General features: G+C 66.3%; 11 protein-coding genes. 9 read left to right on the top strand and 2 right to left on the bottom strand.

Going from position 1 to position 15,398, the window contains the following annotated elements; translation table 11 throughout:
* The first annotated feature begins 60 nt into the window (after nucleotides 1–60).
* From ABZW16_RS16125 to ABZW16_RS16110, 4 genes are all read left to right on the top strand, one after another.
* Nucleotides 61–1,755: a GMC family oxidoreductase gene (locus ABZW16_RS16125; protein ID WP_354956474.1), complete on the top strand. Its 1,695-nt coding sequence runs from the start codon at nucleotides 61–63 to the stop codon at nucleotides 1,753–1,755.
* Between the two features lie 176 nt (nucleotides 1,756–1,931).
* On the top strand, nucleotides 1,932–3,380 hold the full coding sequence (locus tag ABZW16_RS16120) for a DUF2252 domain-containing protein (protein WP_354956473.1): 1,449 nt from the start codon (nucleotides 1,932–1,934) through the stop codon (nucleotides 3,378–3,380).
* A 90-nt stretch (nucleotides 3,381–3,470) separates the two neighbouring features.
* The gene (locus ABZW16_RS16115; protein ID WP_354956471.1) at nucleotides 3,471–4,373 is read left to right on the top strand and encodes a nuclease-related domain-containing protein; all 903 of its coding nucleotides are present in this window, start codon (nucleotides 3,471–3,473) and stop codon (nucleotides 4,371–4,373) included.
* Nucleotides 4,374–4,570: 197 nt separating this feature from the next.
* Complete coding sequence (locus tag ABZW16_RS16110; RefSeq protein ID WP_354956469.1) at nucleotides 4,571–5,239, top strand: phosphatase PAP2 family protein; 669 nt, start codon at nucleotides 4,571–4,573, stop codon at nucleotides 5,237–5,239.
* An 18-nt stretch (nucleotides 5,240–5,257) separates the two neighbouring features.
* Here ABZW16_RS16110 and ABZW16_RS16105 read toward each other — a convergent pair whose 3' ends face one another.
* Nucleotides 5,258–7,195 (bottom strand): acyl-CoA dehydrogenase, encoded by a 1,938-nt coding sequence (locus ABZW16_RS16105; RefSeq protein ID WP_354956534.1) that lies wholly within the window; start codon nucleotides 7,193–7,195, stop codon nucleotides 5,258–5,260.
* Between the two features lie 246 nt (nucleotides 7,196–7,441).
* Here ABZW16_RS16105 and ABZW16_RS16100 point away from each other — a divergent pair, with 246 nt between their 5' ends.
* The 4 genes from ABZW16_RS16100 (at nucleotide 7,442) to ABZW16_RS16085 (ending at nucleotide 12,738) form a co-directional block, all read left to right on the top strand.
* Nucleotides 7,442–8,077 (top strand): TetR family transcriptional regulator, encoded by a 636-nt coding sequence (locus tag ABZW16_RS16100; RefSeq protein ID WP_354956467.1) that lies wholly within the window; start codon nucleotides 7,442–7,444, stop codon nucleotides 8,075–8,077.
* Entirely contained in the window at nucleotides 8,077–9,009 is a 933-nt protein-coding gene (locus ABZW16_RS16095) for an ABC transporter ATP-binding protein (protein WP_354956465.1), read from the top strand. Before ABZW16_RS16100 ends, ABZW16_RS16095 begins: the two co-directional genes overlap by 1 nt.
* Nucleotides 9,006–10,643 (top strand): ABC transporter permease, encoded by a 1,638-nt coding sequence (locus tag ABZW16_RS16090; protein WP_354956463.1) that lies wholly within the window; start codon nucleotides 9,006–9,008, stop codon nucleotides 10,641–10,643. Before ABZW16_RS16095 ends, ABZW16_RS16090 begins: the two co-directional genes overlap by 4 nt.
* A gap of 178 nt (nucleotides 10,644–10,821) precedes the next feature.
* Nucleotides 10,822–12,738, top strand: a complete 1,917-nt coding sequence (locus ABZW16_RS16085; RefSeq protein WP_354956461.1) for a VWA domain-containing protein — start codon at nucleotides 10,822–10,824, stop codon at nucleotides 12,736–12,738.
* Nucleotides 12,739–12,792: 54 nt separating this feature from the next.
* Here ABZW16_RS16085 and ABZW16_RS16080 read toward each other — a convergent pair whose 3' ends face one another.
* A complete protein-coding gene (locus ABZW16_RS16080) occupies nucleotides 12,793–13,647 on the bottom strand; it encodes a TIGR03619 family F420-dependent LLM class oxidoreductase (RefSeq protein ID WP_354956459.1) in 855 nt (284 codons plus the stop codon).
* Nucleotides 13,648–13,825: 178 nt separating this feature from the next.
* Between ABZW16_RS16080 and ABZW16_RS16075 the strand changes: the two genes are divergently transcribed.
* Nucleotides 13,826–15,388, top strand: a complete 1,563-nt coding sequence (locus ABZW16_RS16075) for a threonine/serine exporter family protein (RefSeq protein ID WP_354956457.1) — start codon at nucleotides 13,826–13,828, stop codon at nucleotides 15,386–15,388.
* Nucleotides 15,389–15,398: the final 10 nt, after the last annotated feature.

The raw sequence follows: 15,398 nt of genomic DNA, 5'->3' as shown, positions 1-15,398 counted from the left end.
AGTGTGAAACCATCTCATCTGGTTGCGAACAGGCTGTCGCACGGTTCAGAGAGGGAAACCATGCCCGCATTCGACTACGACGTGGTAGTGATCGGCTCCGGATTCGGCGGCAGCGTGAGCGCGCTGCGCCTCACCGAGAAGGGCTACCGGGTCGGCGTACTGGAGGCGGGTCGCCGCTGGCCCGCCGAGGATATTCCGAAGACGAATTGGAATGTGCGCAAATCGATCTGGGCCCCGCGGCTCGGTCTGACCGGACCGCAGCGGATCAGCATCCTCGGCAAATGCGCGGTCTTCTCCGGCGCTGGCGTCGGCGGTGGTTCGCTCATCTACGGCAACACCCTCTACGAGCCGCTGCCGAACTTCTACACCGATAAGCAGTGGGCCCATATCACCGACTGGAAGGCCGAACTCGCGCCGTACTACGACCAGGCCCAACGCATGCTGGGGGTGGCGCCGAATCCGCGGATGACACCGGCCGATGAGGTGATCAAGGAGATCGCCGACGATCTGGGTGTCGGCAATACCTTCCACCCGACCAATGTCGGTGTGTTCTTCAACGAGGCCGATCCAGGCACCGAGGTCGATGACCCGTACTTCGGCGGCGCTGGCCCGCGGCGGCGCGGCTGCGTGCACTGCGCGCAATGTTTCACCGGCTGCCCGAACAATGCCAAGAACACCACCACGACGAATTACCTCTACCTGGCCGAAAAGGCCGGGGCCGAAGTGCATCCGCTGACCACCGCGACCGCGGTGCGTCCGCTGTCCGGTGGCGGCTACGCGGTCGAGACCGAGCGCTCGGATCGCTGGATCCGCAAGCAGCGCAAGACCTTTACCGCCGAGCAGGTGGTATTCGCCGGTGCCGCGCTCGGCACCCAGAAGCTGCTGCACAAGATGCGCGATGAGGCCGTGCTGCCCAACCTGTCGCCGCGCCTGGGTGAGCTCACCCGCAGCAACTCCGAGGCGATTCTCAATGTGGTGAGCCGCTCACGCCGCGATTTCGCCGAGGGCATCGCGATCACCTCCTCCATCCATCCGGAGGCCGATACCCATATCGAGGTATGCCATTACGGCAAGGGGCAGAACGCACTGTTCCCGATGTCGGTGCCGATCGCGGACGGCGGCGCATTCCGATTCCTGCGTTTCCTGCTGGCGATCGTGTTGCATCCGCTGGTATTCCTGCGCAGCCTCAATGCCCGCCACGCCTCGGAGAAGTCGGTGATCCTGCTGGTCATGCAGTCGCTGGACAATTCGCTGACCTCCTACCGCAGGCGCGGGAAGTTGAAGACCGAACAGGGCACCGGCGAACCGAATCCGACCTGGATTCCGCTGGCCCACGATATCGGCCGCCGATTCGGCGCCAAGGTCAACGGCGATACCCACGGCCTGATCATGGATGTACTGAACATCCCGGCCACCGCGCATTACATCGGTGGCTGCGTGATCGGCGCGGGTCCCGAGGCCGGTGTCGTCGACCCGTATCAGCGGGTATTCGGGCACCCGGGGCTGCATATTGCCGACGGTTCCGCGGTCACGGCGAACCTCGGGGTCAATCCGTCGCTGACCATCACCGCACAGGCCGAGCGCGCGATGGCGTTCTGGCCCAATAAGAACGACGCCGATCCGCGTCCGGAACTCGGTTCGCAGTACCGGCGGATCTCCCCCGTCGCGCCGAAACATCCCGCGGTGCCAGCGGCCGCACCCGGTGCGTTGCGGTTGCCGATCACGCCCGCTGATCCGGTCGTCCCCGCGACCTGACCGAGCTGACGCGCGCGGAGCGAGTCTTACGAGGGCCCGTCTCGCGTCCACGCGAAGGCGCGGCCATCAACCCGGCCGAGTGGGCGAAGCGCATGCGCCACAGGCGCGAGTCTCGGTCGCTCGGACGCGAGGCTCACCCGTCGCCCGACCAGCCCCCCTCATCGAATCGCTACGCGATGCTGGATATTCGGGGCCGCGAACACGCCGCGCCGCAGGTGCGGCAAAATGTCACAGTGTTGGACGGTGGTATCAATCTTCGCTCGTACGTCCCTGCCGAGGAGGTGCGCGCCCGCGGTCGTGCACTGCGGCAGCGGGTTCCGGTCACCGCGCGGGACCGGGCGGCCACCGGATCCGGGCGGCCGGATGTGCTGGAATTCCTCGCGGCCAGCAATGCCGGCCGGTTGCCGCATCTGGTGCCGCTGCGGATCGGCCGGATGATCGCCTCGCCGTTCACCTTCTATCGCGGCGCGGCCGGTCTGATGGCCGCCGATCTCGCGGGCAGTCCGGACAGCGGTCTGTCCGCACAGCTCTGTGGTGACGCACACGCCGCAAATTTCGGCCTGTACGGCACGCCGCGCGGCGAAATCGTCATGGACATCAATGATTTCGACGAAACCATTGTCGGCCCATGGGAATGGGATCTGGAGCGGCTGGCCGCCAGCCTGGTCCTGGCGGGCCGCGAAGGTGGTGCAGCGGAAGACGATTGCGTGCGAGCCGCCCGTGATGCCGCGCGGTCGTATCGGCTCACCATCGATCATCTCGCCGACCAACCGTTCATGGAATCCTGGAGTGCGCTGCCGGATGAGTCGATCCTGAGCCGGGCCAGGGCCGATGATCTGCTCGACGACTTCAAGAAGGCCGCGAAGAAGGCGCGCAAGAACACCAGCGCCAAGGTGGTCGAGAAGTGGACCGAACATCTCGAGGATCACCAGACCGGGATCAGCAGGCACCGATTCGTTAGTGACCCACCGATTCTCACACCCGTCGACGATAAGATCGCCGAGGAGATCATCGACGGCCTCGAACGCTACGGCGACACCCTGCGCGAGTCCCGGCGCAATCTGCTGGCCCGATTCGCGGTGTCCGATATCGCCTTTCGCATCGTCGGCACCGGCAGCGTCGGCCTGCACAGCTATGTCGCGCTGCTGCACGGCAACGACGGTGAAGCGCTGGTGCTGCAGCTCAAGCAGGCCGATCCCTCCGCCTTGCGACCGTTCCTGCCGGTATCGGCGCCGCGGCACGAGGGGGAACGAATTGTGCAGGGCGCCAGACTGGTTCAGTCCGAGACCGATATCCTGCTGGGGTGGACCACATTGCGCTTGGTAACCGGTGAACTGCCGTTCACGGTGCGACAATTCCGCAATATGAAGGGCAGTATCGACCCGACGGAGCTGTCATCGGAGGATCTCGACGATTACGGCAGGCTGGCCGGTGCGCTGCTGGCCCGCGCGCATTCGCGCTCCCTCGATCCGCGGCTGCTCGCCGGGTACCTCGACGGCGACGCGGCTTTCGAGGACGCCATTGCGCGCTTCGCCATCCGCTATGCCGATCGGACCGAGTCCGATCACGCCGCATTGGTCGAGGCGGTGCGGGCTGGAAAGATCGCAGTGGAACATCCGCAGTGACACGCCGCATCTGGTCACAGGCGCGGCGAACCGGGCCATGTTGTCCGTATCCTTGCCACCATCGAGTGACGACGTGAAGGGCGGTCGCGAATGCTCGTGCGAGTACAGAACCCGGCAGGCACCAATGCCGAGCGGGCGCTGATCGACTGGCTGCGCACCTGGAAGGATCCGGCCAGCCCGCACGGGGTCGCCACGGTCAATTGCAGTCTGTTCCACAATGATCGGCTGCACCAGTTCGACGCCGTGGTCTGGACCCCGACCAGTTGTGTGGTGATCGAGGCCGAGGCACTGGTGGCACGCCAGGACGGGGTGCTGGAGGTGCCGCTCAGCGGCCCGTGGACGATCTCCGGCCAGCCCATCGCCATCGAGGCCCGCGATCGCCGCACCCCGCTGGACAAATCGCGCGAACACACACTCGCGCTGCAGAACTGGCTGGCCGCGCGTGGTCTCGGCCAGCGCGCGGTGCACGGTGTCGCGCTGATCGTTCCGCTGCGCGGCGCCGAGCTTTCGGTGAAGCAGGAGTGGAGCGATCCGAGTTTCGACGTGATCCTCGGCACCGAACCCGATCGGCTGCGACACTATTTCGAGACGCTGGCCGACTCCGAGAAGAACATCCACCTGTGGACCGCCAACGATGTCGCGGTGGCCTTCCGCAGCCTCGGCATCCTGCCCTATCTGCCCGCCCCACAGGATCTGATCAACGAGGGTTTCCTCGGCCCGATCGATATCTCCCTCTGGCACGGCGGTCCGCAACAGGCCCAGGCAGAGGCGTATGCCGCGGAACTCGCGGAGGCCGAGAAGAATGCCGACTCACCGGCCATCGTCATCGAGGCGCCCTGGTACAGCCCGTGGAAGCTGTATCCGCGGCAGGCGGGCGATATGGACCTCGGACGCGCGTTCATGCGCATCGCCCTGGTGGCGGGCATGCTCGTTGCTTTCGCATGGGTGATCTGGTTCGTGATCACCGCGGTATTGACTTACGGGCCGGGGTGAGTCCGCGCCGGTCGCATCCCGGAGAGTATCGAACTGGCCGCCGCGGTGCAGCGGACCATGGACGCGGAGGTCGCCGGATCGGACCGGGCCAAGGCACTGTCGGCGGCGGGTCCTGATCGCGTTCGATCCCTACGGAAACGATCGCGGGTGCGTCCGCGACCGGCGGCGTCGGTGCGCGGGTGCCCTATCGTCGAGCGGTGATCGTGGAGTGGAAGGTGGCCGGGTGGCTCGGCCGGGTCCGAGCGAACCTCGTCGCGCTGTGCGTGGTGTTCATCGGCATCGGCATCGCGGTTACGCTCCCGCTCACCTTTCCCCGCGATGGCGGCTCCACCGATCTCGATCGCGCGCTTGCCGAGCCGATCCATTCGGCGATGGACGACCGTCCCGGCATTTACCAGGCGCTGGTGATCCCGAGCAATGGCTACATTCTGATCCCGCTACTGCTCGCGGCCGCCGCCTGGTTCGGCAATCGGGGGCAGTGGCGGCGCGCCGCGGCGATGGTGGTACTTCCGGAGGTTGTAGTCGGGATCAACAGCTGGGTGCTCAAACCACTCTGGGATCGACCGCTGCACGACTATCTCGCGTATCCGAGCGGACATACGGTGCATCTGGTCGCGATCGCGACCACATTCGTGCTGCTGATCGACTCGATGCGAGCACGGGTGCGCACCGTCGTGATCGCCACCGTCGCGCTGCTCTGCGCGGCGGTCGGCATGATCGGACTCGGCTATCACCTGCCCACCGATATCCTCGGCGGAACAGCCGCAGCGATCGCACTGGTCACCGCGTGCTGGCGACCGGCCGACCGCCTGCTCGAGCCGACCGGACGGGTTCGCCCGGCCGCTCGCAGCCGCTCCCAGCGCTGATCGCGGTGTGCCGCACCGCTATATGGTCGTCCGGATGGTCGTCCGATCGAAGACGCTGGCATCATCGAGCAGCGCCGCCCGCAGCATGCTCTCCGGCACACCCAGGCTCTCGACCAGGGCGAGCGCGTCCGGGCGCAGCCGGTCGACGAGTTCATTGACGCCGCGGCGCACCGCCTTCGCGCGATCGACCGACATGAACCGGTGCATGATGAACCAGGCCTGGTTCTCCTCGAGCATCGAGTAGACGTAGAGGTCGCAGACGGTTTCGGCGAGTTCGCGCGCCGCCGGATCCGCGATGCCGGCAATGCCTTCGATGAACTCCTCGAGAATCAGCCGGTCGATATGCGCGGTGCCCGCGGCCAGGATGTGGTCCTGTGCGTTATTGAATGCCTCGAACGGGGTGGTGTCCTTGGCGCGGGCACGCAGCCGGTGCCCTGCGGTGCGAACCAGATAGTCCTCACGGTCGGCGAACAGCTGCAGCTGCACCGACCGGCGGGACAGGTCCCCGTCGTCGACGCTATCGTCGCCGCGGTCGCGCAGCGTCTGGATCAGTTGGCGCACACCGGACCGCTTGCGCACCACATCACCGGCCATTGTCGCGGCGAAGCGCACCCAGCCGAGCGCGTCCAGATCGCGGATCTCATCGGAATAGGCGGTCAGCAGTTCCTTGGCCACCAGCTGGGTCAGCACCACATTGTCGCCCTCGAAGGTGGTGAACACATCGGTATCGGCCTTGAGCGTGACCAGGCGGTTCTCGGTGAGATAGCCCGCGCCGCCGCAGGCTTCGCGGCATTCCTGGATGGCGCGGGTCGCGAATCTGGTCTGCGCCACCTTGAGTCCGGCGGCCCGCTTCTCCAGGGCGCGCTGCGCGCCGGGATCGAGATCCTGACCGGTCTGCACCAGATGCATCCGGCGGACCAGATCATTCTGAGCGAATGCGAGTGCATACGACCGGGCGATCAATGGCAGCAGCCGCCGCTGATGACTGCGGTAGTCCAGCAGCAGGGTCTCCTGACCGCTGTCCGGATCGGAGAACTGGCGACGCTTCAGCGCATACCGCGTCGCAATGCTCAACGCCACCCGCGCACCGGCCGCCGCCGCACCGCCGACGCTGACCCGCCCGCGCACCAAAGTGCCGAGCGTGGTGAAGAATCGGCGGCTCGGATTCTCGATATCGGAGCTGTAGGTGCCGTCCGGTGCGACATCGGCATAGCGGTTGAGCAGGTTCTCGCGCGGAATGCGGACCTGATCGAAGACGATGCGTCCGTTGTCGACGCCGAGCAGACCGCCCTTGAGGCCGTCGTCGTAGGTGGTCACGCCGGGCAGATCGGCGCCGTGCGCATCGCGGATCGGCACCAGGAAGCAGTGCACGCCCTGGCTCTTCCCCTGGGTGATCAGCTGCGCGAAAACCGCTGCCATCCTGGCATGTTCGGCCGCGCCGCCGATGTAGTCCTTGCGCGCCGACGGCGTCGGCGACTGCACGACGAACTCCTGGGTCGCCGGATCGTAGGTCGCAGTCGTCTCCAGATTCGCGACATCGCTGCCGTGTCCGGATTCGGTCATCGCGAAACAGCCGAGCAGATCCAGTGAGATCAGCCGCTCGACCACATCGCGATGCCGTTCGGTCCCGAGGTTTTCCACGGCGCCGCCGAATAACCCCCACTGCACTCCCGATTTCACCCACAGCGACAGGTCGGCATAGGCCAGCATCTCCAGCCCGACCACGCCCGCGCCCGGCTCCCCCGTACCTCCGTGCTCGCGCCGGAAACCGGCCTCCGCGTATCCCATCGTCGCGATGACCCGCATCTGCTCGAGCACCCGGGCTCGGGCCGCGCGGTAGTCGAGATAGGGGTCGCCGGAAAACCGGTCGTCGGCCAGCCGCACCCGGGCTTCGGCGCGCACCGCACGCCATGGGCCGTCGAGTGCATCGCGCAGGTGGTCCGATGTCGAGGGAATCTCGGTGTCAACCATGGGACCGACACTAGCGTTTCACCGACGTCCAGCGACCGGTTCACACCGAAGACATATCACCCCCAGTGACTGCGTCCAACGCTCTGACCAGCGGATTCGGTAGTCGCAAATATCGTGACACGACATCTTCGCCGAACTCTTGCCTTGCGGCTGAACGCGCGTTTAATATACTAAACATGTGTTCAACCAGAGAGCCGTACCGAAAGGATCCGCCGAACTAGGAGGCGCCACGTGACGTCGACCCCGAATTCGGATCTCACCACCGCCGCCCGCATACGCGATATTGCGATCGAGGTGTTCGGTGACAACGGATTCCAGATCGGAGTGCGTGCGATCGCCACAGCGGCCGGTGTCTCCCCTGGACTGGTCAACCATCACTTCGGCTCCAAGGACGGCCTGCGGGCCGCCTGCGACGAGCGGGTGCTGGAGTTGATCCGGGACCAGAAGTGGAAGACCGCCACCGAGACGAACGTCGCGAAAAGCATGCTCACCGCGATGTCCGAGATCGAGGCATACGGCCCGCTGGTCGCCTATATGGTGCGCAGCCTGCAGGCGGGTGGGCCGTTGGCCGAATCCCTACTCGAGCACATGATCTCGGATGCCGAGGAGTACATCCAGGCAGGCGTCGAGGCGGGCACCATCAAGCCGAGTCGCGATCCGGCCGCGCGCGCCAGATATCTGACGATGGTCAACGTCGGCGCGACCGTCCTGTACTTCACCCTGCTGCAACAACGCGGCGAAAAGATCGACTACCGCAAGCTCGTTCGCACCATGACCGAAGAGTTCATGATGCCCGCCGCGGAGCTCTACGCCCAGGGATTCCTGACCGACCCAACGATCTTGGACATACTCACCAAGGAGACCTGATGTCCGACATCATCGAAGTTCGCGATCTGCACAAGAACTTCGGCCACTTCGCTGCCCTCAATGGGCTCGATCTCGCGGTTAGCGATGGCGAAATCCATGGCTTCCTCGGCCCGAACGGCGCAGGGAAGTCGACCACCATCCGGATCCTGCTCGGGATCCTGCGCGCCAGCTCCGGCGAGGTCCGGCTGCTCGGGGGCGACCCGTGGACCGATGCGGTCGAGCTGCATCGCGAAATCGCTTATGTACCAGGAGATGTCACATTGTGGCCGTCACTGTCCGGTGGTGAGACCATCGACCTGCTCGCCAGGATGCGCGGGGAAATCAATCCGCAGCGCCGCACCGAACTCATCGAGCGCTTCGACCTGGATCCGCGCAAGAAGGCGCGCACCTACTCGAAGGGCAACCGACAGAAGGTCGCATTGATCTCCGCGCTCGCCTCCGATGTGCGTCTGCTGCTGCTCGACGAACCGACCTCGGGCCTGGATCCATTGATGGAGCAGGTCTTTCGCGAATGCGTCGAAGAGGCCAAACAGCGCGGCACCACGGTCCTGCTCTCCAGCCATATCCTCTCCGAGGTGGAGGTGCTGTGCGACCGGGTGACCATCATCCGGGCCGGGCGCACGGTGGAAAGCGGGTCGCTATCGGATATGCGGCATCTGTCGCGCACCTCCATCACCGCCGAATTGCTCGGCGACCCGGGCGACCTCAGCCGTGTCCCGGGTGTCGAGGACATCGAACGCGACGGTTCGACGCTGCGCTGCCAGGTCGACGGTGAACATCTCGGTGCGCTGATCCGGATCCTCGGCGATGTCGGAGTACGCAGCCTCACCAGTGCGCCGCCGACGCTGGAGGAGCTGTTCCTGCGGCACTACCACGTCGACGGCGCGACCTCCGAGCAGGCGAGCGCGACCATGCAGAAGGTGGGATCATGACAACCGCAACCGCGGGCGGCAGGCATTACGCCGCGCCCGCCGCGCGCGGGTCGGCCGACTTCGCCGGTACCACCCAGATGCTGCGACTGTTCCTGCGGCGCGACCGAATCGTATTGCCGCTGTGGGTATTTGCCTTCGGACTGCTGCCCGCCTTCTATGTCGGCAGCGCCAAGGCCGTCTACACCACGCAGGCCGACCTCGATCATGCGGCGAAGTCGGTCATGGAAAGCCCGGCCCTCGTTGCCATGTACGGGCCGGTCTTCAGCACCGACCTCGGCTCGGTCGGACTGTGGAAGGCCGGGCCGTTCTACGCGATGATCGCGATCGCGACGGTCCTCACCGTCATCCGGCACACCCGGGTCGAGGAGGAGACCGGTCGCGCGGAGTTGGTGGGCGCCACCAGCATCGGCCGCTACGCGGGATTGACCGCCGCCATGATCATGACGGCGACCGGCTGTCTGATCGTCGCCGTGCTGAGCGCCCTCGCGCTCTATGGCAGTGACCTGCCCGCCGCCGGTTCGCTGGCCTACGGTGCGACGCTCGGCGGTTCCGGTCTGGCCTGGGCCGGGGTCGCGGCCATCGCGGCACAGGTGAGCGTCGGCGCGCGGGTCGCGCGCGGGGTGGCGTTCGGGGCGCTCGGCGCGGCCTTCGCAGTGCGCGCGGTCGGCGATGCGGGAAATGGTGTGCTGTCGTGGTTTTCGCCGCTCGGCTGGTGCATCAATATGCGGCCGTATGCGGATGAGCGCTGGTGGATACTGATCCCACTGCTCACCGTCGCCATTGTGACCACCGCAGTCGCGTATATGCTTCTGCGGCAGCGTGATACGGGCTCGGGCCTGCTCGCCGAGCGGCCCGGCGCGCCGGTCGCGGCGCCCACGCTGTCCGGTCCATCGGGGCTGGCGTGGCGGCTGCAGCGCGGCTCGCTGCTGGCCTGGTCCATCGGCTTCCTGCTCTACGGATCGCTGATGGGCGGCGCCATCAACAGCGTCGGCGACATGCTCGAGAACAGTAAGCAGATCCGCGATGTGATCAACCGGATGGGCGGCACGGATGTGCTGCAGAATTCGTTCATCACCTTCGCCCTCAGCATGTTGGCCATCGCGGCATCGGCCTACTCCATCTCGGCCGTGCTGCGGCTGCACGAGGAGGAGTCGAGCCAGCGCGCCGAGGCCACCCTGGCCGGATCGGTGAGCCGAGTGCGCTACGCGCTCAGCCACATCGGCATCGCACTGGTCGGCCCCGTGGTACTGCTGCTCGTCGCGGGCGCGGCGGTCGGCATCATCTACGGGATATCGGACGGCAATCTCGCGGGCAAGCTCGGCGACTGCCTGGGCGCGGCGGCGGTTCAAGTGCCCGCCGTGTGGGTGCTCACGGGCATCGCCGTGACGATCTACGGTCTCGCGCCGCGCTACACTCCGGTCGCCTGGGGCGTACTCAGCACGATGATCGCCATCTTCGTCATCGGCTCCCTCGACGGACTGCCGCAGTGGGTCCGCGACCTGGTCCCCTTCGTCCATCCGCCGAAGCTCCCCGGTGCGCCCTTCGAGGCCACCCCGATCCTGTGGCTACTCGGGATCGCGGGCGCATTGCTCGCGGTCGGGATCGCGGCCTTCCGCCGCCGCGACCTGCGCTGACCGATAAAATACTGCCCCGTCACGAGTTACAGCTCGTGACGGGGCTGCTTTCTTGCTGCCGCGTGACCCGCCGGTGGTCAGACGACCGGTTATGTCGACGGGCGTTTCAAGAATGGGAACAACGGCATTCGATGGGTAACCTCTGCTGCTTATCGGAGCGAAACAAGCAGATGAGGCAATGTCGATATTCTCCCAACGCGTTATCCGACTGACCGCGGCGACCGCCGCAACGTTGCTCGGACTCGCCGTGGCCGCGTTACCCGCACAGGCACAGCAGGGTCCGCAATCACCGCAATATGCGCCAACCATGTTGATCCTGGATGCCTCCGGCTCCATGCAGCGACCGGATCCGGCGGGCACCATGATGGACGCAGCCAAGAATGCCGTGCGTTCGTTCGTCGGCACCGCACCCGCCGAATCCAAAGTGGGACTGACTGTTTACGGCACGAGTACCGGAAACAGCGAGGCGGAGAAGACATCCGGCTGCCGTGACGTGCAAGTCCTGCACAAACCCGAGACTCTCGACCGGACCGCATTGACCAGCGCGGTCGATGGGATCAAGGCCAGCGGCTGGACGCCCATGGGTACCGCACTGCGCCAAGCCGCCGACACCCTCCCGAAGTCCGGTCCGCGCTCCATCGTGTTGGTTTCCGATGGCGACGACACCTGCTCCCCACCAGATCCGTGCGAGGTGGCACGAGAATTGAAGCAGCAGGGCCTCGACCTCGTGGTGCACGCCATCGGGTTCGCGGTCGACGCCAAGGCTCGCGCCCAACTCACCTGCATGGCCCAGGCAACCGGCGGCACGTACAGCGACGCCGCCGACGGCCCCGCACTCGAGCGGACCCTGCCACGCGTGAGCTCCGCCGCACTGCGCAACTACAAGGCGGTCGGCACACCGATCACGGGCACCGGAAAATACGACACCGCTCCGGTGGCCACCCCTGGCCAGTATTTGGATACCCTCGGTCAGAAGGAAAAGCGTTACTGGGCAGTCGATGTCCCCGCCGGAGCGACCGCGTACTTCAGCGGCACCCTGTCCTTCCCGCGCCTGCCCAATATCTCCTCGACCGAGGATATGAACACGCTGCAGCTGCGGATCTACGGCGCCGACGGTCAGGATTGCAATGTCTTCGAATCCGAGCAGGCGACCAGTTCCAGCGACGGCGTCGCGCTCACGGTGGCCAAGGCGTTCGACGGCGCGACCAAGCAACCCACCGGCGGCAGCTCCGATAAGTGCAAGGGCGGCGGCCGCTACTACTTCCAGCTGACCTGGGACAGAGTCTCGGCCGGTGTGCCGGAACGACTTCCGATCGAGCTGCTGGTCGGTATCGAACCCGCGGTGACCGATGCCGGTCCGATCGCAGTCGCGCCGTTCACGGCTTTCACCGAGCCGAGCGGCACGGGCACCCCCGTCTCCGGCGGCCCGTCCTTCACAGCGGCCAGCACCCTGTCCGGCAGCGGCCGCTACACCGACACCATCCGGCAGGGTGAGTTCGTGTTCTATCGAGTGAAGCTGGATTGGGGCCAAGGGTTGGCGTATCGAGTCCACTACGGCGGCAACGGCCGACACGGCGTCGACAACATCTCCAATGTCCGCACCACCCTGTACAGCCCGATCCGCGAGGCGATCGACTCGGACTTCTCCTCCTACACCGGCAGCGACACCGTGCTGCCGACGAACGAGGCGATGGCCACCGTGCCGATTCGGTACAACAACCGCAAATCCGATGTGCTCGATACCCGCAACGAGGCGGTGGCGGGCTGGTACTACATCGCGGTGAAGCTCGGCTCGAGCTTCACTGACAAGGGCGACAACCAGCCGGTTTCAGTGCAGCTGGATCTCACCGTGACCGGCGCCACGGAAAGCGGCCCGACGTACGCGACCACCGTCGGCGATGGCGTTTTCGGCGAGAACTCCACCGCGTCGAAGACGCCGACGAGCCGCGACACCACTGCCGTAGCAACGGAATCGACTGCGTCCGAATCGAATTCGTCTACGGGCCGGATCGTGATCGCCCTGATCGGCGTCGCGGTCATCGGCGCTATCGGCGTGGTCATCGGACTCGTCGTCGCACGGCGGCGGCTGGGTTAGTGCGGCACGAAAGCCCGCTGACATCTCGATGTCAGCGGGCTTTCGACCGAGCGCTCAGTCTGCCGCTGCGATACCCAGCTTCCCAGCCAGGCGAGTCAAGTACGCGCGCACGTCATCGGCATCACGATCCGGCAGCCCGAAAACCGCCTCGGTAACACCCAATTCGGCCCATTGCGCGAGCTGCGCCGCATCATGGCGTCCGGCCAGTGCGATGATCTCCGGACTGCCCTCGCGCTCGTGCTCGCGCCAAACCCGGTGCAGCAGTTCGATCTTCTCGCCGAGCCCGTCCTCGGTGGGGGTGGTGAGCCAGCCGTCGGCGTTCTTGGCCAGCCAGGTGAACGACTGCTCGGTCCCGGCCGCGCCGAGGATCACCGGAATCCGTTTCTGCACCGGCTTGGGCCAGGACCAGCTCGGTCCGAAGTTCACGAACTGACCCGCGAAGCTGGCCTCCTCATCGGACCAGAGGGCGCGCATGGCATCGAGGTGTTCCCGCAGCACCGTCCTGCGCTTGTTCGCGGGGACCCCGTGATGCGCCATTTCGTCGGTGTTCCAACCGAATCCGACGCCGAGGCTGACCCGACCGCCGGACAGATGGTCCAGGGAGGCGAGGGTTTTGGCGAGGGTGATCGGATGGTGTTCGGCGGGCAGTGCGACCGCGGTGGACAGCGTAATCCGACTGGTGACGGCCGCAGCGGTGGCCAGCGCGACCCAGGGGTCCAGCGTGCGCAGATAGCGGTCATCGGGCAGGGTGGCATCCCCGGTGCGCGGATGCGCGGCCGCCCTGATCACCGGGATATGGGTGTGTTCGGGCACGTAGAACGCGTCGAATCCGGCCTGCTCGGCGGCCGCGGCCGCATCGGCGGGCGTTATGCCCCGGTCACTGGTGAACAACACAATTCCGTACCGCACCGTACTCGCTCCCATTCGCTCGCGACTGCTGCCCGGCCGCTCGAAGTATCAGCAAATTAGAACAAGTTCTATCACTTTTGCCAGCTCCGACCAAGTGTCCGGACAACCGTCTGGCAATCGAAGTGCTCCGCGACCACAGCTGATGCGACATCGGCACCGGATGACTACGGTCACGCACATGGGTCTGGAAACACTCTCAGAAGGAGACGACGCCGCAACCCCGGACGACCCCCTGGGCAAGCGGCCCCGACTGCGTTTCTTCCGAGCACCTCGCATCCCCGTCGTCAAACAGGCGGTCGACCTGTTGGTCGCCGACCGTCCGGCCACCGCGGACACCATTGTGGCCGCGCCGACACCGCTGCAGCCGATCGATCTGACCGACGACGCCCGGGTCGCCGAGGTCCTCGACCTGGCGGTGCGGGTTGGAGAGGTCGTGCTCGCCTCGGGTACCGGTGTCAACGATACGACCACCCAGGTGCGCTTCATCGCCGCCACCTACGGCCTGTCCCGCTGCGATATCGATGTCACCTACGACGCGATCAGGATCTGGGCCGACCGCGGCCCGCAGCTGCCACCGGCCAGCACCATGCGCGTGGTGAAGTATCGGTCCCTGGACTTCACCCGCCTCGCCGCGGTCGACCGGCTCACCCGCCGCATCCGCAATGAGGTCGTGTCGCCGGAGGATGCCCGGGCGCAGCTCGATGCGATCACCTCGGCACCGCATCCGTACCACCGCTGGATCGCCACCTTCGGCTGGTCACTGCTTGCCGCATCGATCGCGGCGCTGCTCGGCGGCGGCTGGCTCGTCGCCGCGGTGAGTTTCGGCACCACGCTGGCGATCGATCGCGCCAATCGCGTCCTGAATCGCTATGGGCTGCCGTTCTTCTTCCAGCATGTGGTGGGCGGCGCGATCGCGGCGACACCGGCGCTGCTGTTGGCGACACTCGCGGCGACCGTCCATATCAATGTCGACCCGACGCTGATCATCGCCGCCGGGATCACCGTGCTGCTCAGTGGTTTGCAACTGGTCGGCGCGGTGCAGGACGGGATAACCGGCGCACCGATCACCGCGACCGCGCGCATGCTCGAGGTGCTGATGATGACCGGCGGCATCATCGCGGGCATCGCGCTGGCATTGCGGGTCGGAGAGCTCGCGGGTGCCACGGTGCCGCCGGTCTATCTCACCTCCGGCCGCGACATCACCGATCTGCCGATCAAGATCGCCGCCGGTGCCGTGGCCGCGCTGACCTTCGCACTCGCCTGCTACGCCGAGCGCCGGGCACTGGCCGCCGCCGCGCTCGGCGGCGCGGCGGGCACGATCTGTTTTCTACTGGTGCAGCATCTCGGCTTCGGCCCGGTGATCTCCTCCGCGGTCGCCGCGACACTGGTCGGCCTGGCCGGTGGTCTGATGGCACGCCGGTCACTGACTCCCCCGCTGGTCGTCGCGGTCGCGGGCATTACTCCGCTGCTACCGGGTCTGAAGGTGTACCGCGGGCTCTACGCACTGCTCAATGACGAGTTGCTGATCGGAGCCAATCAGGTGCTCGCCGCGGTCGGTGTCGGCTGTGCGCTGGCCGCGGGTGTGACCCTCGGCGAATGGATCGACCGGACCGTGCGCAGGCCGCGCATTACGAGCCGGTTCGGCTCGATCCGCAGGCCGGTCATCGTGCGCCGACGCCGCCCACCGCGCCATCCCCTACGTCGGGACACGAGTCGATCTCGAGAGACGCACCGGGAGTGAGCCGGTATGG

The organism is Nocardia sp. NPDC004604, assembly GCF_040609795.1.
In the GTDB taxonomy this organism is placed as follows: Bacteria; Actinomycetota; Actinomycetes; order Mycobacteriales; family Mycobacteriaceae; genus Nocardia.
The sequence above is the reverse complement of the archived record's forward strand: the minus strand, read 5'-3'. Positions and strand labels throughout refer to the sequence as shown.

Coding starts and splice junctions, on each gene's coding strand:
- ABZW16_RS16090 (WP_354956463.1), top strand. CDS start 9,006: ATGACAACCGCAACCGCGGGCGGCAGGCATTACGCCGCGCCCGCCGCG.
- ABZW16_RS16085 (WP_354956461.1), top strand. CDS start 10,822: ATGTCGATATTCTCCCAACGCGTTATCCGACTGACCGCGGCGACCGCC.
- ABZW16_RS16120 (WP_354956473.1), top strand. CDS start 1,932: ATGCTGGATATTCGGGGCCGCGAACACGCCGCGCCGCAGGTGCGGCAA.
- ABZW16_RS16125 (WP_354956474.1), top strand. CDS start 61: ATGCCCGCATTCGACTACGACGTGGTAGTGATCGGCTCCGGATTCGGC.
- ABZW16_RS16095 (WP_354956465.1), top strand. CDS start 8,077: ATGTCCGACATCATCGAAGTTCGCGATCTGCACAAGAACTTCGGCCAC.
- ABZW16_RS16075 (WP_354956457.1), top strand. CDS start 13,826: ATGGGTCTGGAAACACTCTCAGAAGGAGACGACGCCGCAACCCCGGAC.
- ABZW16_RS16115 (WP_354956471.1), top strand. CDS start 3,471: ATGCTCGTGCGAGTACAGAACCCGGCAGGCACCAATGCCGAGCGGGCG.